The sequence below is a fragment of the Pseudoalteromonas sp. Angola-4 genome (genome assembly GCF_028599265.1).
GTDB classification, from domain to species: Bacteria; Pseudomonadota; Gammaproteobacteria; order Enterobacterales; family Alteromonadaceae; genus Pseudoalteromonas; species Pseudoalteromonas atlantica.
This window is the reverse complement of sequence record NZ_JAQREK010000001.1, coordinates 481901-498924: the sequence shown is the minus strand read 5'-3', so window position 1 is coordinate 498924 and position 17024 is coordinate 481901. Positions and strand designations below refer to the sequence as shown.

At 41.1% G+C, this 17024-nt stretch carries 17 protein-coding genes; 6 read left to right on the top strand and 11 right to left on the bottom strand.

Annotation, left to right across the window (positions count from 1 at the left end):
• Positions 1-90: 90 nt before the first annotated feature.
• Positions 91-1938, top strand: coding sequence for a M2 family metallopeptidase (locus PSH48_RS02330; RefSeq protein ID WP_121637271.1), 1848 nt, complete (start codon positions 91-93; stop codon positions 1936-1938).
• Between the two features lie 87 nt (positions 1939-2025).
• Here the strand turns inward: PSH48_RS02330 and PSH48_RS02325 are convergent, their stop codons facing one another.
• The 8 genes from PSH48_RS02325 to PSH48_RS02290 all read right to left on the bottom strand — a co-directional run bounded on the left by PSH48_RS02325 (position 2026) and on the right by PSH48_RS02290 (position 9341).
• Positions 2026-2829, bottom strand: a complete 804-nt coding sequence (locus PSH48_RS02325; protein ID WP_064386448.1) for a putative porin — start codon at positions 2827-2829, stop codon at positions 2026-2028.
• A 477-nt stretch (positions 2830-3306) separates the two neighbouring features.
• Entirely contained in the window at positions 3307-4101 is a 795-nt protein-coding gene (locus PSH48_RS02320; protein WP_004589517.1) for a putative porin, read from the bottom strand.
• 199 nt (positions 4102-4300) lie between these two features.
• A complete protein-coding gene (locus PSH48_RS02315) occupies positions 4301-4675 on the bottom strand; it encodes a PH domain-containing protein (RefSeq protein WP_004589518.1) in 375 nt (124 codons plus the stop codon).
• Positions 4675-5583: an ABC transporter ATP-binding protein gene (locus PSH48_RS02310; RefSeq protein WP_138579463.1), complete on the bottom strand. Its 909-nt coding sequence runs from the start codon at positions 5581-5583 to the stop codon at positions 4675-4677. The genes PSH48_RS02315 and PSH48_RS02310 overlap by 1 nt, the downstream gene beginning before the upstream one ends.
• A complete protein-coding gene (locus PSH48_RS02305; RefSeq protein ID WP_054983890.1) occupies positions 5580-6407 on the bottom strand; it encodes an ABC transporter permease in 828 nt (275 codons plus the stop codon). The genes PSH48_RS02310 and PSH48_RS02305 overlap by 4 nt, the downstream gene beginning before the upstream one ends.
• Positions 6408-6570: 163 nt before the next feature.
• Positions 6571-7752 carry a cystathionine beta-lyase gene (locus PSH48_RS02300; protein ID WP_138579461.1) on the bottom strand — a complete coding sequence of 394 codons (1182 nt, stop codon included), beginning with the start codon at positions 7750-7752 and terminating at the stop codon, positions 6571-6573.
• 9 nt (positions 7753-7761) lie between these two features.
• Positions 7762-8685, bottom strand: a complete 924-nt coding sequence (gene nudC, locus PSH48_RS02295; protein ID WP_138579459.1) for an NAD(+) diphosphatase — start codon at positions 8683-8685, stop codon at positions 7762-7764.
• A gap of 152 nt (positions 8686-8837) precedes the next feature.
• Positions 8838-9341, bottom strand: a complete 504-nt coding sequence (locus tag PSH48_RS02290) for a LabA-like NYN domain-containing protein (RefSeq protein ID WP_004589523.1) — start codon at positions 9339-9341, stop codon at positions 8838-8840.
• 166 nt (positions 9342-9507) lie between these two features.
• On the opposite strand from PSH48_RS02290, the gene PSH48_RS02285 reads away from it, so the two are divergent.
• Positions 9508-10131, top strand: a complete 624-nt coding sequence (locus tag PSH48_RS02285; RefSeq protein WP_273610817.1) for a hypothetical protein — start codon at positions 9508-9510, stop codon at positions 10129-10131.
• Entirely contained in the window at positions 10131-10874 is a 744-nt protein-coding gene (locus PSH48_RS02280) for a DUF3307 domain-containing protein (RefSeq protein WP_273610816.1), read from the top strand. The genes PSH48_RS02285 and PSH48_RS02280 overlap by 1 nt, the downstream gene beginning before the upstream one ends.
• 102 nt (positions 10875-10976) lie before the next feature.
• Here PSH48_RS02280 and PSH48_RS02275 read toward each other — a convergent pair whose 3' ends face one another.
• Positions 10977-12368: a DEAD/DEAH box helicase gene (locus tag PSH48_RS02275; protein WP_004589525.1), complete on the bottom strand. Its 1392-nt coding sequence runs from the start codon at positions 12366-12368 to the stop codon at positions 10977-10979.
• 136 nt (positions 12369-12504) lie between these two features.
• On the opposite strand from PSH48_RS02275, the gene PSH48_RS02270 reads away from it, so the two are divergent.
• Entirely contained in the window at positions 12505-12927 is a 423-nt protein-coding gene (locus PSH48_RS02270) for a DUF1801 domain-containing protein (RefSeq protein ID WP_024033661.1), read from the top strand.
• Between the two features lie 279 nt (positions 12928-13206).
• Here the strand turns inward: PSH48_RS02270 and PSH48_RS02265 are convergent, their stop codons facing one another.
• Complete coding sequence (locus PSH48_RS02265) at positions 13207-14046, bottom strand: isopenicillin N synthase family dioxygenase (RefSeq protein WP_004589526.1); 840 nt, start codon at positions 14044-14046, stop codon at positions 13207-13209.
• Between the two features lie 267 nt (positions 14047-14313).
• Here PSH48_RS02265 and PSH48_RS02260 point away from each other — a divergent pair, with 267 nt between their 5' ends.
• Positions 14314-15516, top strand: a complete 1203-nt coding sequence (locus tag PSH48_RS02260) for a bifunctional alpha/beta hydrolase/OsmC family protein (RefSeq protein ID WP_024033663.1) — start codon at positions 14314-14316, stop codon at positions 15514-15516.
• 238 nt (positions 15517-15754) lie between these two features.
• On the opposite strand, the gene PSH48_RS02255 is transcribed toward PSH48_RS02260, so the two are convergent.
• The gene (locus tag PSH48_RS02255) at positions 15755-16495 is read right to left on the bottom strand and encodes an alpha/beta hydrolase (RefSeq protein ID WP_273610815.1); all 741 of its coding nucleotides are present in this window, start codon (positions 16493-16495) and stop codon (positions 15755-15757) included.
• Between the two features lie 125 nt (positions 16496-16620).
• Between PSH48_RS02255 and PSH48_RS02250 the strand changes: the two genes are divergently transcribed.
• Positions 16621-16944 (top strand): hypothetical protein, encoded by a 324-nt coding sequence (locus tag PSH48_RS02250; protein ID WP_273610814.1) that lies wholly within the window; start codon positions 16621-16623, stop codon positions 16942-16944.
• Positions 16945-17024 lie beyond the last annotated feature (80 nt).

The following is a 17024-nucleotide window of genomic DNA, read 5'->3' as shown; positions in this document are numbered from 1 at the left end:
ATGCACCACACGCCTTAACGTATTAATTTTATTGTTTTAAACATCGCTGCTATTATCACTTTCTTAATAACAATAAACCAAAGGAATACAATGAACACGCCACGCTTTAAACTAAGTATGAGCGCCCTCATAGTCGCAAGTACATTAGCGCTAACCGCCTGCGAAGCAGAAATAGCCATAGACACTACCGATTCAGCACAGACCGAGAAGCCTCTTACAAAACAAGATGCCAATGCATTTATTGCCAAAGCCGAGCAAGAACTAAGTGAGCTTTACCTAGAGTCGAGCCGCGCTGAGTGGATTTACGCAAACTTTATAACACACGACACCTCGGCGTTATCTGCCGAAGTTAATCGTAAAATGACCGAGTCGGTCGTACGTTTAGCCAATCAGGCAGCACAATTTGACGACTTAGCGCTTGATTACGATGCACGCCGCAAGCTTAATAAACTTAAACTTGCGCTTACTTTACCCGCTCCTCAGGACGCTGAAAAAACAGCCCAACTTTCAACTATTGTGGCAGAGCTAGGTGGTTTATACGGTAAAGGTAAATACTGTAAAGACGATGGCAGCTGTTTAAGCCTTGGTGATATGACCGCAAAAATGGCCACCAGCCGTGATTACAACGAGCTACTTGATTTATGGCAAGGGTGGCGCCAAATTTCAAAGCCCATGCGCCCACTTTACGAGCAGCAAGTAACCCTTACAAACGAAGGGGCTAAAGAGCTAGGTTATGCTGATACCGGCGCAATGTGGCGCAGCAAGTACGATATGCCAGCCGATGACTTTACAACCGAGCTTGACCGCATTTGGGGGCAAGTAAAGCCACTTTATAACTCACTGCATTGCCATGTACGCGCTAAATTAGGCGAAAAATACGGCACCGACAAAGTAGCCCAAGATGAGCCTATTCCTGCGCATTTATTAGGAAACATGTGGGCGCAAGCGTGGGGTAACATTTACGATGTGGTCGCGCCAGAAAACGCCGATCCGGGTTACGATGTTACCGAGCTATTAGCTAAAAATAATTACGACGAGCTAAAAATGGTTAAAGGTGCTGAAACCTTTTTTACCTCAATGGGGTTTGAGCCACTGCCAGAGACTTTTTACGAGCGTTCGTTATTTGTAAAACCGAAAGACAGAGACGTACAGTGTCATGCCTCTGCTTGGAATATAGATAGCAAAGACGATTTACGCATTAAAATGTGTATTCAACGCACCGGCGAAGAATTTTCTGTTATTCACCATGAGCTAGGCCACAACTTTTATCAGCGCGCTTATAATAAACAACCTTTATTTTATCAAGAAAGTGCCAACGATGGTTTTCACGAAGCCATTGGCGACACCATTGCTTTATCGGTTACACCCGGTTACTTAAAAGAGATTGGTTTACTCGAGCAAGTACCTGATGAGTCAAAAGACATTGGCTTACTAATGAAAATGGCGCTAGATAAAGTCGCGTTTGTGCCCTTTAGCTTAATGGTTGATCAATGGCGCTGGCAGGTATTTTCGGGCCAAGTAAAGCCACAAGATTATAATAAAGCGTGGTGGGAGCTACGTGAAAAATACCAAGGTGTGAAAGCGCCTATTGCACGTAGCGAAGATGACTTTGATCCAGGTGCTAAATACCACGTACCAGGCAACACTCCTTATACACGTTACTTTTTAGCGCATATTTTACAGTTTGAATTTCACCGTAGCTTATGTGAAATAGCCGGTAACGATAAAGCCATTCACCGCTGCTCTATTTATAATTCAAAAGAAGCAGGGGATAAGCTAAACGCAATGCTGGAAATGGGCTCTTCTCGTCCATGGCAAGAAGCCCTTGAAACCATCACTGGCAAGCCACAAATGGATGCAACCGCTATGCTTGATTACTTTGCACCGCTGCAACGCTATTTAGATGAGCAGAACAAAGACCGTAATTGCGGCTGGTAAAACTTTTACCACGGTTAATTTAAGTTAAAAACAACAAAGCCCGCTACAGTAGCGGGCTTTTTGTTCAGTAACTAACTTTTGGTTAAATTAGAACTGTAAGCTTACATTTGCAAAGTAAGCATCGTAATCAGAATCATCCCAGTTATTACCGTAACCTGCTTCTAAACCAACATTGTTATTGAAAAAGTGTTGAGCACCAAAAGCGTAGTCATCGTTCTTGTTAACTGTAACAAACACCGATGTTGCTTTACTGAAATAGTAGTTAGATGCTAATTCCCAGCTACTAGAACCGCCATCAACATCTTCAAATTTACCTTCAACAGTTAAGTAGTTACCTTGCTGTAAATCAACAAAGTACTTAGCTGCTACTGCACGGTAATCAAACTCGTCATCTGCTGTTACAGTAAAGCCGATATAATCAGTGCTGTTTAATTCGTGGTTATATGCTAAGTCAAACACAAACTGATTGTCAGCATCTTCAACATCTACAAACGTTGCTTTTAATACAAGGTTTGGATTAAAGAAATAGCCTGCTGAAAGTTCAATTACATCCGTGCTTGAGCCAAAATCACTGTCGAAATTATTGTACTGCGCACCTAATACGAAATCTTGTACAAAATACTCACCGCCAACGCTAGTAATATCTCCAAAATCATTATCACTGTATGCACCATAAACATTTGTTTGCTTATTGATGTACTCAAATTGATCGTAAGGACCTAACGTCGCTTTTGGAGAAAAGTAATAAGTTGAGTCAACACTTACCGTGTCATCTCCATCAATGTCCATGTATCCTACGTGGCTGATAGATTGGTAAGTATCGGCTGCCATTGCAGTAGATGCAGCGCTTGATAATAAAATACTCGAAATGATAACGGCTAATTTTTTCATTTTAAATTCCCTATAAATGTTATTTTCTATGCTTGGGCCATGTAGCCAAAGTCGGGCCGCATCCTAACAACAAATAATGAACAAAAAATGAACGGGAGAACAAATTAAACACAATACCAACAACTTAAATTGTTAATCATTCCGTACAAATGTAAATATAAAGCACATCTTAAATCTACAGTAGAATTATATCTCAGCATTTAAACTTCAAAAGTAACAAATAAGGTACAAACTGTCGCTAAATTGAATACAACTTAACTATTCGATAAACCTCATCAATATAACTATCCCTCATTATATTTTTCTCATTTTTCAAAAAAATTATTATTTTTAATTTAAAAAATGCTATTTAGATGAGCAGAACAAAGACCGTAATTGCACCTGGTAAAACTTTTACCACGGATAATTTAAGTTAAAAACAACAAAGCCCGCTACAGTAGCGGGCTTTTTATGCTTTTAATTAAGTACAGGGCTTAATTAAAACTGAAAACGCATGTTTGCAAAGTATGCATCGTTATCAGAGTCATCTGCATTGTTCTCGTAACCTACTTTAAGACCAATGTTTTTATTGATGAAGTGCTGAGCACCAAAGCTGTATGTATCTTGCTTGTTGTAGTTAGCAAATACTGAGGTTGCTTTTGAGAAGTAGTAGTTAGTTTCTGCTACCCACTGGTTTTCTGCATCTTCAATGCTCTCGTATTTACCTTCAAACGTTAAAAAGTTACCTTGCTGTAAGTCAATAAAGTACTTAGCTGCAACAGCGCGGTAATCAAAGTCGTCATCAGATGTAAGTGTTACACCTACGTAGTCTGTGCTGTTTAGCATGTGATTGTATGCTAAATCAAACAAAGCAAAGTCATCGCCGTCTTTGTTTTCAACAAGCGTTACTTTTGCTAATAAATCAGGGTTAAAGAAGTAGCCACCAGTTAGCTTGTAAAGCTCACCGTTAGAGCCCGAATCTGGGTCAAGGTTTTCGTAAGATGCGCCAACAACAAATTCATTGATAAAGTATTCGCCACCAATATTAGTAACATCGCCAAAGTCGTCATCAGCATAACCGCCGTAAACGTTAGTTTGTTTATTAATGTACTCAAACTGATCGTACGGACCTAATGTTTTTTTAGGAGATAGGTAATAAATAGAGTCTACAGCAACGGTGTCGTTGTTATCGCTATCTTTGTAGCTTAAATTACTGATTGAATTGTAGCTGTCTGCAGCAGCCGCAGTGCTAGATAATAAAATGCTTGAAATAATAACTGCTAATTTTTTCATTGTAAGACTTCCCTTTGTGCATTGCTTTTTATGCTTTAGCTCATTGACTAAAGTGGGGACATGCTAACGCTGAGAAACTGAATGAAAACTTAATTAAGCAGTTGTATTTATTAAGTTAATTGTAAGTAGGTGTAAGAAACTGTAAATTTAAAGTAGTTGCAACATATAGTCAACAACTACTTAAAACATGTTCAGCAAACTAAAGCGCATGCTGACTTATTACACGATAAACTTCGTTAATATTATCGCCCGATTTAAACTCTTTACTAATAGGCGTTGGGTCTGAACCAATCCAAATTTTAAGCTCGGCATCTAAATCAAAGTGCCCTGCACTTTCTTTGCTAAACTTAGTAATTTTAGAATAAGCAATACTCACCATTTCCATTTTAGAGCCGGTCATACCTTGCTTATCAATTAAAATTAAACGCTTATTAGTAAAAATAAACATATCGCGAATCACCTTATAGGCTTTTTCTACTTGTTCGCCATCTATTAGGGTATTGGCAAGTACTTTTTCTAAATCAGAATCATCTACTTCGCTTGCATTTCCCATTAAACCACTGAGTAGTCCCATTATGCTTTCTCCTGTGTAAATATTTGATTTTCTAAGGTGTGACCATTTACTAACTGCCTATATTGCCAGTTTTGTTGATGGCAAAAGTTTAATAAAGCAATATCAAGTGGCTCACCGGTTGGCTGGTACTCAATCACGTATTCTTTATGTTGGCTCATATACACACGGTTTACACCTGCTAACGCCTGCAGTTGTTGCTCCACATTTTGATACGCCTCGTTGAGCATTAAGGTATAAAAGTGAGTATGCGTATTGTTGTCTTTTGTTTGGTGCTCGCTCAAAATGCCCTTATCTAGGTGAAGCACTTGGGAGCATAATCGCTCAAGTTCGGTTAAATCGTGCGAACTTAAAATAAAGGTGGCTTCATCGCTTAAGCTCGATACCAGCTCTCGCACCTCTCTGGCATGAATAGGGTCAAGCCCTGCTGTGGCTTCATCAAGCATCACTATTTTCGGCGAGCCAATCAGCGCTTGCGCTATCGTTACCCGTTTACGCATACCGTGAGATAAATCGCCAGCACGCTGTTTAGCGACTTCTTTTAAGCCAACCAAATCAAGTACGCGCAGCGCTTCATTGTGGCTTTGTTTAGCGCCCATGCCTTGAAGCTTGCCATAAAACGCCAGTTGCTTATCTATATTAAAACGCGGATCTAACTGCGCATCTTGCGGTAATGCACTCACTTGGTTGAACAACGCTGCACTACCAGGCTTATGCCCTAAAATACTGAGCTCACCGTGGCTTGGGATAATATAGCCGCACAATAAACTAAATAATGTGGTTTTACCGGCGCCATTAGGGCCCACTAACGCCACAGGTGCGCCTTTTTGAATTTCAAAGCTTACGTTGTTAAGTGCTTGCTTTGCGCCAAACGATTTACTCAAGCCGCTGGCTTTTATTAATACGCTCATAGCGAACTCCTTGTAAATATTCGATGCGCAATTGCTATAAATACAGCGCTTTGAATAAGCGGCACACCTAAGGCACTCAATAAAGGTAGGTTTTGCCCAGCTAAAAGCTCAGAATTAACCCCAGGGAAAAGGTAATCGAGCGCATTTAAAGCCGGTACTTGCCACGCCAATATACCCACAATAATGCCGCCACCAGCAAAATATAAAATGGCTAACACAATTGCTAAACGCGACGAGCGAGCAAACGTGTTAATCAAACTCATTAATGCTACAAACGGGCTAAGTACCACCACCATTATTATAAATATAGAAACCGCACGGCTTAACCCACCCATTAATAGGCTAGGCTCTCTGTAACCAAGTACGCCAAGGGTTGCCACTAGGGTAATAGCTAATAAACACGCTAACACGCCAAGCTGACCTAAAAAACGGCCAAATAAAATTTCAAACCGAGTAGAACGCAATGATAAAAACCGTAATGTGCCGCGCTCTCTATCGCCAACGGTTTGATCGCTTGATATAAAAATAGCAAACAGCGGAAAGCTATACAAAGCGACTAGCCAGTACATAGCAAATTCGGCCTCAGGCCAATCAAGCAACTTACTTAAACCAATACTGCCTGAAATATCGCGTGCCATTTGTTCAAAATTGGGGGCACTAATAATGCTGACGGCTTGGCCTATCGGGTAGCGTAAAATAAGTAACCAAACAAGGGCAAAGGCGGCCATAGCAATTAAGCCGCGCTTGGTTAAAAACATACGTACTAGCTCAAAACCCGCTATTTGGGTTAATCGCCCTATGTTCACTAATGATGATGTTGCCATTGGCTTTCCTTAATGACGTTGCTCATGCTTTAAAATAAAGCGTAATGTAACAACAGTAAGTGTAAACACCTTGAATTACCAGCAAAAAAAAGCTCACCATTAGTGAGCTTTGTAACAAACCGTTTAAATGTAACAGGCCAAACTTTGTTTATTTAGCCTATTTTTATAAATGCTGTTGGTATACTTCAAGCGCTTGGCTTAAGTCATTAATTAAATCATCAATGTCTTCAAGGCCAATATGCAAGCGAATAACAGGGCCTAAATCCCAACCGGTGTTCGAACGTAAACCTTTCATGGTCAAATTTGCGGTAACTAAACTTTCAAAGCCGCCCCACGAAAAGCCCATTTTAATGTGCTCAAGGCTATCTAAAAACGCATCAATGGCTTTTTGGTTACCGGTTTTCATTACAAATGAAAACAACCCATTGCTGCCATCAAAGTCGCGCTTAAAAAATTCATGCCCAGGGCAGCTTGCAAATGCAGGATGGCGAATATGATCAACTAACTCATGTTGCTCAAGCCATTTTGCCACCTCTATAGCCGCCTTTTCGTGCTGGTTTAAACGCACTGCCATAGTGCGTAAGCCTCTAAGCGCTAAATAGGCATCATCTGCGCTGGTGCATTGCCCCAATAAGTACGACTGCTCACGCAGGGTTGGCCAGTACTTTTTATTTGCCACTGCTACACCCATCATTACATCAGAGTGGCCAACAATATACTTAGTTGCTGCTTGAATACTAATATCTACACCGTGTTCAAGTGGGCGGTAATGCAACCCATTGCCGTAGGTGTTATCAAGCATGGTCATAATATTATGCTCATTGGCTACTTTAACCATGGCAGGTACATCTTGTATTTCCATGGTTATAGAGCCAGGCGATTCTAAAAACAGCACTTTTGTGTTTGGCTGAATATACGCCTCAATACCTGCGCCAATCGTGGGTGGGTAATAAGTGGTGGTAACACCTAGTCCCGCTAAAATTTTATCGCAAAAATCACGCGTAGGTTCATACACGTTATCAACCATTAAAATATGATCGCCCGCCTTTACAAACGACAATAACGCTTGGCTTATTGCCGCAGCGCCGCATGGGTAAAGTGCGCAGCCTTCGCCGCCTTCAAGCTCGGTTATCGCCTCTTGCAAGGCAAAATGTGTAGTTGTGCCACGGCGGCCATAAAATAATGTTTTATCGCCGCGGGTTTTAGCGGCTTCTTTTAATTCGGCCACGCTGTCAAATACAATTGTAGAAGCACGCTGTACTACGGGGTTTACCACACCATGGGTGTAGGCTTTTTTACGCCCCGTTGATACTAACTGGGTATTTTTATTTTTGCTTGTCGCCATTACCAATCCTTAAACCTTATTAGAAAGCCATTGTTCAATTAAAAAACGCGAAATTGAATCGACCCGAGGGAGTTTATAATGATCTCCTTCATCGCCCATATTGCCAAACGCCTTAACTTCTTCGCGCGTAAACCATTTGGCATCGTCTAATTCGTCTTTATCTACGTTTATTTGCTCAGTTTTAGCCTGAGCAATAAAACCCAACATAATAGAAGAAGGAAATGGCCAAGGTTGTGAGGCAATATAACGTACATTATCAACGTCAATGCCTGCTTCTTCTTTAACTTCGCGCGCTACAGCTTGCTCTAGTGTTTCACCTGGATCTACAAAGCCTGCCAATGACGAATACATACCTTGTTGCCATATTGCTTGGCGACCCAATAAACAACGCTCTATTCCATCTTCAAATACTTTAGTAACCACCATAATTACTGCAGGGTCAGTGCGTGGAAATGTAGGGTGCTTGCAGTGCTCGTTTTCACATAGGCGTGAATGCCCTGCCTCTACTAATGTATTTTTACTGCCACAACGCCCACAAAAACTATGCGTTGCATGCCAATAACATAAGCCACGGGCAAGTGCGGCGATAGAGCCATCTTGTATATCAACGTGAGGGCCATATTGGCGTATATCAAAAAACTGTGCGTCGCCTATAACGCACTTGAGTTCGTCATCGTGTATGGTTGAAACATCTAACGCAAACACACCCTGTTGCTCGGTATTTGAGCCTAAATAAATAGCGTTTGATAAATCTAAATGGGCAATCTGCTGATACGTTAAGTAGCACACTTGAGCTGCGTCTTTATAAAACAAAGTGTGGTTATTATTCACCAAAAGCCACTTACTTTGTGCCGACATTTGTGCGTTTAACCACGCCGCGTTTTTACGAAAATTAGACCCGCGGTCTAATGGCATGTCGCTGTAATAAAGCATGTGAGTCCTCAATAACATGATATGGCGTAAAATTACCATAACCGCTGAGTAAACCCAATTTATTACAGCAATAAAAAAAGCCTATATTAGCTATATAGGCTCTTTTTTAAAAACTCTCATGTTGCAGGCACTTAGCCGCTATATTTTATGCTTTAGAGTAGTAAGCTATCATCAATTAAATGAAACTGTTCTGCACTTTGCTTAAGCACCTCTGCGGTTAACTTATCGGCGCCGTAAACATCGCACGGTACATTGTATTGATTTTTTAAATGCCCTAGCAATAACGCAAAGTCGCCATCACCAGAGAGCAAAATAACTTTATCGAGGTTTTTGCCTTGCTCTAGCATATCTATCGTTATGCCTACATCCCAATCCCCTTTTGCGCTGCCGTCACGGCGCTGAATAAACGGCTTTAGTTTTACCTCAAAGCCAATAGCACGCAAAATATTTTGAAACTGGTTTTGTTTTTCATCACCGCGGTGAATGGCATACGCAAATGCACAATCTATAGAATATTGCTGCTTCATGTGCGCCCAAAATGCATTGTAATCAAAGTTTTTACGGTAACTTTCGCGGCACGTGTAATAAATGTTTTGTACATCAACAAAAATACCGACACGTGGCTTACTGATTTGCTGATCGTTTTGTAAAGTCATTTGTTTCCTTAAGTGCTCACAGCTCAGCGCAGCTGAAATAAAACGCCATTAACGAGTGAACCTTGCAATTTTGTTTTAAGTAACCTAAATTGGTTACTTAACTAAATGTAACCAAATTTGGTTACCTGATTCTATGTAACTGCATTAAGTTACTTTTTGGATTTTTATGATTGGTGTGATCAGCGGCGATATAATTAAATCGCAAAAAATACCTAAGCAGCAATACGATGCCATGCTTTATCAGCTAGAGCAAAGTTTGCGTGCAATTAGTGATAATACCTCACTGTGGACCATATACCGAGGTGATGCTTTTCAGTTACAAATAAATCAAAGCGAGCAGTTAATTAAAACCGCTATTATCATTTATTTGCATTTAAAGTCGGCAGGTTACGAGCTACGCCAAAGTATGGCCTTAGGTGAGGTAGACAACCCACGCAGCGATATAAAAACAGCTACCGGCTCGGCCTTTGTGCTCTCAGGGCAAGGCCTTGATAAAATAGCCAACCAACGCTTTACCTTACAGTTAGCAAAGCACACCCTAGATGAAAGTTTTAGCCTTAACCTTGCCTTTGTTGATACCTTGTTTAGCAAGATAACGCAAAAGCAAGCCAATGCGCTTTACGTGTATTTAACTCAGGCCGATAACAGCCATGCAGCACTGGCAAAAGAGCTTAACACCAGTCGCGAAAATGTCACTAAATTGCTTAACTTAGCAAATTATCAGCTAATAGAGCGATTTATAGTACACGCTAAACAGGTCATAACAACGATTGCAAAAGGAAGTGAGTAATGGGGTCTTCGTTATTATTAGTGACATTAATTATAGGCCACCTAGTCAGTGACTTTTTTTTACAACCAATGAGCTGGGTAAACGATAGAAACACCCACCACTTTAAAGCTAAAAAGCTCTACCTGCATGTATTAGTACACGGTGTGGTTAGCGCCGTTATTTTAGCGCTTTGGGAATATAGCTATGGCTGGCAACAACTAAGCACCGTGTTACTTTCAACAGCTGCAATTATGCTTAGCCACTACCTAATAGATATTGCTAAGTCGTATTCTAACAAAGGAGTTGTGCCCTTTTTACTCGACCAAATAGCGCATATAGCCGTAATAATAGCGCTGTGTATTTATATAACTGATAACCAAAGTTTAATCGCGTACGTAAGCGCACTTGCCACAAACCCTAAAGTGCTTTGGGTTGTATGCGGATATTTAATTATATTAAGCCCAAGTGCCGTATTTATAAGAATGATGCTTGAAAGGCTTACCGCTAACTTTTCAAGTGAGGGCAGCTTACCGTTGGCCGGACAAAGCATTGGCATGATAGAGCGAGTACTTATGCTCAGCTTTATATTACTTGATCAATTTGCTGGGCTTGGCTTTTTGCTAGCTGCCAAGTCGGTATTTAGGTTTGGCGATTTAAGTGCCAGTAAAGATAAAAAGCTCACCGAGTACGTTATGCTAGGCACCTTACTAAGCGTTAGCGTTACCTTGTTTGTAGGATTAGGCGTTAATTCGTTGATCAGGTAAGTATAAATTACAGAAAATAAAAAACGCGCTACTTCTATTAAAAAGGTAGCGCGTTTTTTGTATTGGCATTTAATTAAAGGCCAATACAATCTTTAATAATGATTAATCGTTATTTGGGCGACGACGGCGCTGGCCATTACCACCTACCGATTGGCGCTTTGCCCATGGGCTTTGTGCGTTGTCATCAGTTTTCGCTGCTGGTTTTTTAGAACCACCACGACGAGGGCCGGTACCGCTTCCCCCATTGTTTGGTTTTTTGCTGTTCGGCTTATCAGACTTAGGCTTGTTAAACGGCTGCTTTGCTTTTTTAGGCTTTTTAGGTTTAATTGGGCGAGCATCTAATGCGCGCTCAGGTACTGGGCTAGTTGGTTCAAATCCAGGCTCTTCAGCGCGAGGGATTAGCTCACCAATAAAACGTTCAATACCGTATAAATCAGCGGCGTCGTCGGCTGTTACAAACGAAATAGCATGCCCTGATGCACCAGCACGACCGGTACGGCCAATACGGTGAACATAATCTTCGTATACGTTTGGTAAGTCGTAGTTAACCACATGCGGAAGCTCAACAATATCAAGACCACGTGCCACAATATCAGTGGCTACAAGTACGCGTACTTCACCACTTTTAAAGCCATCAAGCGCTTTAACACGAGCGCCTTGTGATTTATTACCATGAATAGCGGCGCCTACTATGTCGTCGCGCTCAAGCTGTTTAACTAAACGGTTTGCTCCGTGCTTGGTACGGCTAAACACTAATACTTGTTGCCAATCGTTGCTACGAATTAAATGGCTAAGTAATGCGGTTTTACGCGATTTATCAACAGCGTAAACGCTTTGCGTTACGCTTTTAGCAGTGGTGTTTTTTGCCGCAACTGATATTTCAACAGGGTCGTTAATTAACCCTTTTGCCAATGCACGTATATCATCTGAAAACGTTGCCGAAAACATTAAGTTTTGGCGTTTAGGCGGCATTTTAGCAATCAGGCGTTTAATGTCGTGAATAAAGCCCATATCAAGCATGCGGTCCGCTTCATCAAGTACCAGCACTTCAACATTATCAAACTTAACCGCGTTTTGATTATGTAAATCGATTAAACGCCCAGGCGTGGCCACTAAAATATCAACCCCTTTACGAAGGCGCTGCATTTGTGGGTTTATTTTTACGCCGCCGTACACTACAAACGAACTTACATCAGAGTGCTTAGCGTATTCTTCAACGTTTTCGCTTACCTGCAAAGCCAGCTCACGCGTAGGCGCTAAAATAAGGGCACGTACGTGGTTACTTTTTGCTTTACTGCCTTTAGATAACAGCTCAATTAGCGGTAACGTAAAACCAGCGGTTTTACCTGTGCCTGTTTGTGCAGCCGCCATTACATCGCGACGTTCAATAATTGCAGGAATTGCTTGAGCCTGAATAGGCGTTGGCGTTTCATAGCCCTTTTCTAAAACCGCGTTAACTAAAGACTGTGATAAACCTAAACCATCAAAACTCATAAAATCTCTCAATAAAATAAAGGCCAAACCGGCCAAGGGCGCATTATACGCAACTAACTTAGAAATGCATGGAAATATTCACTTAGCAAATTAAGTGCTAACCTTAGAGTAGCTAATAACAATACAAATCAACGCTATGACATTAAAAACTAAAGCAAACCAAATAACACTTAAGCAATGCCTAGAAAGTATAGATTCAAAGCGTATTGAAGACACACAAACCTTACTAACCCTGTTTGAAAAAGTCACAGGGGCAAAGCCTGTTGTATGGGGTAAAGATATTATAGGGTTTGACCAATACAGCTATAGGTACGACTCCGGCCGCACAGGTGAATGGCCAATCACAGGGTTTTCACCACGCAAAACTAAGCTTTCTATTTATATTATGCCTGGCTTTGATCACCCCAAAATAGCGGCATTATTAAATAAGCTTGGTAAACATAGCCTAGGTAAAAGCTGTTTGTACGTGACAAAATTGGAAAATATCGATTTAGCTATACTTGAGCAAATAATTGCTGAGTCGGTTTTAATAATGAAACAAACTTACCCAAAAAATTAATACCAATCCGCTTAATTAAGTGATCTATTTTGAGAATAGATAAACGTGTTGATAGCTAGGCAATAAATTCGTTATTTACTTGTTCTCGGCAATTGCTCCTGCATTGCTCTACCTTCTGCATCCATATAGTCATAAATGAGAATTTTTTAACGCAGATAGCGACACGTTTAGCCCCTAAAAATGATTCAACATTATTGCGGATTGGTATAACCTTGCTTAAAAACAACAAAAGCGGCTAAAAGCCGCTTTTGGTTTATATTTAACTCAATAAATATAACGTTATTTAACACCTAGCTCGCGTAAACGCTCTTGTAGGTAGCTGTCTGCAGTGTAGCGCTCAGAAAGCACAACATCAGGACGTGGGTGTAAAAATAGCGGTAAAGAAATACGCGACTTAGTCGACGCTTTACCTGTTGGGTTAATTACACGGTGAATAGTCGATGGGAAGTACCCGCCCGACGCTTCTTGTAACATGTCACCAATATTAATAATTAAGCTACCAAAGTCACATGGCACATCTAACCAACCGCCATCAGTTTTTTGAACTTGCAGGCCTGGCTCGTTCGATGCAGGTAACACAGTTAATAAGTTAATGTCACCATGTGCTGCAGCGCGAATTGCACCTGGCTCTTCATCACCTGTCATTGGCGGGTAATGTAAAATGCGTAACAATGTTTGCTCAGAATCAGCAATCATGTCTTTTAAATCGATAGAAAACTTAGCACGTACATCGGCTGGTGCCTCTGCTTGAACCCAGCTTAAAAGCGTTGCTGCAAATTCGTTAGCTAAGCGGTAGTACTCACGCACGTCGGCTTCAAGCTCTGCAGGCACGCGACCTTTAGGGTAAACATGAAAGTACTCTTTAATGTCTTTTACTGTAAAGCCTTTAGCTACCTCAGATACAGAAGGCGGGAAATAACCGTCTTGCGTTTCTTTAGAAAATAAAAAGTCGTGCTTTTGCTCTGAATTAAAAAAGTCTTGCCATTTTTCGTAAATAGACTCAACTAAAGATTGCGGGATTGGGTGATTTTTTAATACACCAAAACCGGTGTTTCTTAACGATTCAACAAAGTGAGCAGCCGCATCGGGAGCTTTATAATCAACAGTAGGTAATTGCATTGTACGTTCCAGTGAATAGGTTGTTAGAAGTGAGCTGCTTTAAAATATAGCTAATTAGCCAATATAAAGTAGCAAAACCTTCATTATAGCGCTGTGCGAGGATAGACAAACCACCCAAAAAACATAAGGACAAATGTCCTCACGATGAAATAGTAAGCAGTTTGCTTGATCAAGATCAAAGCATAATAAACATTGAAATTACACTAGTTAGTGCTTATATCTTATCTATTATTGTAACGTAATTTAATGAAACACTAAGGCTCTTCTATGCGACAAAAAGTATCTTTTAAAAGCGGCGATTTAGAACTTGCAGGCCAGCTTGAACGCCCAGCCGGCGATGTAAAGTTTTATGCTTTATTTGCACACTGCTTTACCTGTGGTAAAGATATTGCTGCCGCTACGCGCATAAGCCGCGCCCTTACCCAACAGGGTATTGCCGTACTGCGCTTTGACTTTACCGGCCTTGGCAATAGCGACGGCGACTTTGCAAACAGTAACTTCTCATCAAATATTCAAGATTTAGTGGCCGCAGCCGATCACCTGCGTACGCACTTTGATGCGCCGCAGTTATTAATTGGCCACAGCTTAGGCGGCGCTGCCGTACTGGCTGCTGCAGAGCATATTCCTGAGGTATCGGCTATTACAACAATTGGCGCTCCTTCAGATGCGCAACACGTTGCACATAACTTTGAAGCCCATTTAGACGAAATAAACGCCGCAGGTGAAGCTAAAGTTAGCTTAGCTGGGCGCGAATTTACCATAAAAAAACAATTTGTAGAGGACATAGCAAAGTACGACCGTAGCCATATAGGTAAATTAAAACGCGCACTTTTAGTTATGCACTCCCCTGTTGATGCCACGGTTAATATTTCAGAAGCCGAGAAAATTTATGCATCAGCCAAACACCCAAAAAGCTTTATTAGCCTCGATAACGCCGACCACCTACTAAGTAATAAAAACGATGCCGAGTACGCTGCTACGCTAATTGCTAATTGGGCAAACCGCTACGTTAAATACGAGCAAAGCAACTACAGCGCAAAATTAGAAAACGGCAAAGTACTGGTTGAAGAAAAAGATCATATATTTACTCAGCACGTAAGTACTAAAGATCATACATGGCTTGCCGATGAGCCGTTAAAGGTAGGTGGCAGTAATTTAGGCCCCGATCCTTACGACCATATACTCGCAGGCCTAGGCGCGTGTACCTCAATGACACTGCGTATGTATGCAACCTTAAAAAAGCTGCCGCTTGATCATATAAAAGTAGAGCTTGAACACACCCGCGACTATTACAAAGATTGCGACAACGGCGAATGCACCCAAAACCTAGAGGCCATTACCCGTAAAATTACCCTACGCGGCGACTTAACCGAAGCACAGCGCCAACGCCTGCTCGAAATAGCCGACAAATGCCCAGTGCATAAAACCCTGCATAACAGCCCAATTGTAGTAAGTGAATTAGTTGAGTAACTAAAACAAAAATAGCGCAGCTGTGGCTGCGCTATTTACTAGGGCCTGTTGACCTTTCGAGGTTGAATTTGCAGCTGCCCAAAGGGTTCTCCCTAGGGGCCATTTACTCTTTGTTACTCGGTTTTTACTTAGCCCACTAGGTTACAAACCTCGCGCCGTGATTAAATGGCCCCTAGATTGAACAAATTATAACCCTGAAAGGTCAACAGGCCCTGAAATAAAGCTCTACAAATTTTTGTTAATTTAAAAACGCCTGCATTTCTTTACTTATTCTCTGTACCAGCCACATGGGTCCGCCGTCGTACATATCGTTATGGCGCGATTTTTCAATCATTACTTGACTAACAGGGAAGTTTTTTAGCTCTGTTTCATTTAATAAAACATTCGCATCGGCTGCGTAATCACTACCACGCAGTGTAAGCACGCGTATATTTTTATTACGTGGGATCAACATGCGGCGGTGATCGAGGGTAATTATTTGGCTTACTTCATTTGGGTAAATTGAAGCATATAAAGCAGATATATCGCCACCGTTTGAGTGGCCAAATAACGTGAGCTGAGAAAAGTTATACTCAGGGTATTGAGCACTTAGCTGATTAACTAAAAACTTAAGCGTTACCACACCGCGGTGCCAGTTTTCCATGCGGGTGGTTAAATATGGCTGTATACGATTAAGTGCAGGGTCGGTTTTAAGCTCATGCGCGACTGCAATGCTTAAATAACCCTGTGCATTAAATAGCTTACTCGCAAACGTGTAGTCATTGTGGCTAATGCCGTAGCCTGCATTTACAAATGCTACAGGGCACTTTGCGTGTACGCTGCATTGATTACTCTCATTGGGGTATGTGATATTTATAGGGATGGTCCGATTGCGGCTTTGATCCACTATTACATCATCAGCAAAGCTTAATGGTGATATTAAACTCGCACTTAGGCTAAATGCACTTAATGTTAGTAACTTTTTTATTGTTTTATGCATGTTTTAACTTATATAAATTACTGTTTTTAAATAAAAATAACTTTTACTATAAAGGTTAGCGCGCGCCATTGCTAATGTATGCGATAATACGGCTATTATTTTTAGTTAATTTAGAAAAGTACCCCATGAAATCATACAGCACTATTGAACAACGTATCGACATTTTGCAAAGTCGAATAGAAGCCTATAAAGAAGAAATTGCCGTGTTACAGGCCGCGCCAAAAAGTAACAACGAGCGTATTATTTTTAAATTTATTGAAACAGGCAGCACAGGTAAAACAAAAGACTTTGTGCGCGAACTTGGTATTAAGTCGCCGCGCGATAGCTTATATTCATCTGGCGATGTAACCAAATTAATTAAAGACGGCGCTGATGACATCACCCCTGCACTGCTTGAAATTGCCCGCACATTGGCAAACGCACGTAATAAAAATGGCCCTAGCTGTTAATACCAAGCTACAGGCCACTGTTTAATCTTATTAAAGGTTATTCATTGTTTAGAGGCTTGCAATATGCAGCTTCTAAACGC

What these genes read in the sequence shown, in the direction of transcription:
- PSH48_RS02315 (WP_004589518.1), bottom strand. Translation starts at nt 4,675, where the DNA reads ATGGGACTACTCAGTGGTTTAATGGGAAATGCAAGCGAAGTAGATGAT.
- PSH48_RS02320 (WP_004589517.1), bottom strand. Translation starts at nt 4,101, where the DNA reads ATGAAAAAATTAGCAGTTATTATTTCAAGCATTTTATTATCTAGCACT.
- PSH48_RS02290 (WP_004589523.1), bottom strand. Translation starts at nt 9,341, where the DNA reads ATGACTTTACAAAACGATCAGCAAATCAGTAAGCCACGTGTCGGTATT.
- PSH48_RS02325 (WP_064386448.1), bottom strand. Translation starts at nt 2,829, where the DNA reads ATGAAAAAATTAGCCGTTATCATTTCGAGTATTTTATTATCAAGCGCT.
- PSH48_RS02260 (WP_024033663.1), top strand. Translation starts at nt 14,314, where the DNA reads ATGCGACAAAAAGTATCTTTTAAAAGCGGCGATTTAGAACTTGCAGGC.
- PSH48_RS02310 (WP_138579463.1), bottom strand. Translation starts at nt 5,583, where the DNA reads ATGAGCGTATTAATAAAAGCCAGCGGCTTGAGTAAATCGTTTGGCGCA.
- PSH48_RS02275 (WP_004589525.1), bottom strand. Translation starts at nt 12,368, where the DNA reads ATGAGTTTTGATGGTTTAGGTTTATCACAGTCTTTAGTTAACGCGGTT.
- PSH48_RS02280 (WP_273610816.1), top strand. Translation starts at nt 10,131, where the DNA reads ATGGGGTCTTCGTTATTATTAGTGACATTAATTATAGGCCACCTAGTC.
- PSH48_RS02250 (WP_273610814.1), top strand. Translation starts at nt 16,621, where the DNA reads ATGAAATCATACAGCACTATTGAACAACGTATCGACATTTTGCAAAGT.
- PSH48_RS02305 (WP_054983890.1), bottom strand. Translation starts at nt 6,407, where the DNA reads ATGGCAACATCATCATTAGTGAACATAGGGCGATTAACCCAAATAGCG.
- PSH48_RS02255 (WP_273610815.1), bottom strand. Translation starts at nt 16,495, where the DNA reads ATGCATAAAACAATAAAAAAGTTACTAACATTAAGTGCATTTAGCCTA.
- nudC (WP_138579459.1), bottom strand. Translation starts at nt 8,685, where the DNA reads ATGCTTTATTACAGCGACATGCCATTAGACCGCGGGTCTAATTTTCGT.
- PSH48_RS02300 (WP_138579461.1), bottom strand. Translation starts at nt 7,752, where the DNA reads ATGGCGACAAGCAAAAATAAAAATACCCAGTTAGTATCAACGGGGCGT.
- PSH48_RS02285 (WP_273610817.1), top strand. Translation starts at nt 9,508, where the DNA reads ATGATTGGTGTGATCAGCGGCGATATAATTAAATCGCAAAAAATACCT.
- PSH48_RS02270 (WP_024033661.1), top strand. Translation starts at nt 12,505, where the DNA reads ATGACATTAAAAACTAAAGCAAACCAAATAACACTTAAGCAATGCCTA.
- PSH48_RS02265 (WP_004589526.1), bottom strand. Translation starts at nt 14,046, where the DNA reads ATGCAATTACCTACTGTTGATTATAAAGCTCCCGATGCGGCTGCTCAC.
- PSH48_RS02330 (WP_121637271.1), top strand. Translation starts at nt 91, where the DNA reads ATGAACACGCCACGCTTTAAACTAAGTATGAGCGCCCTCATAGTCGCA.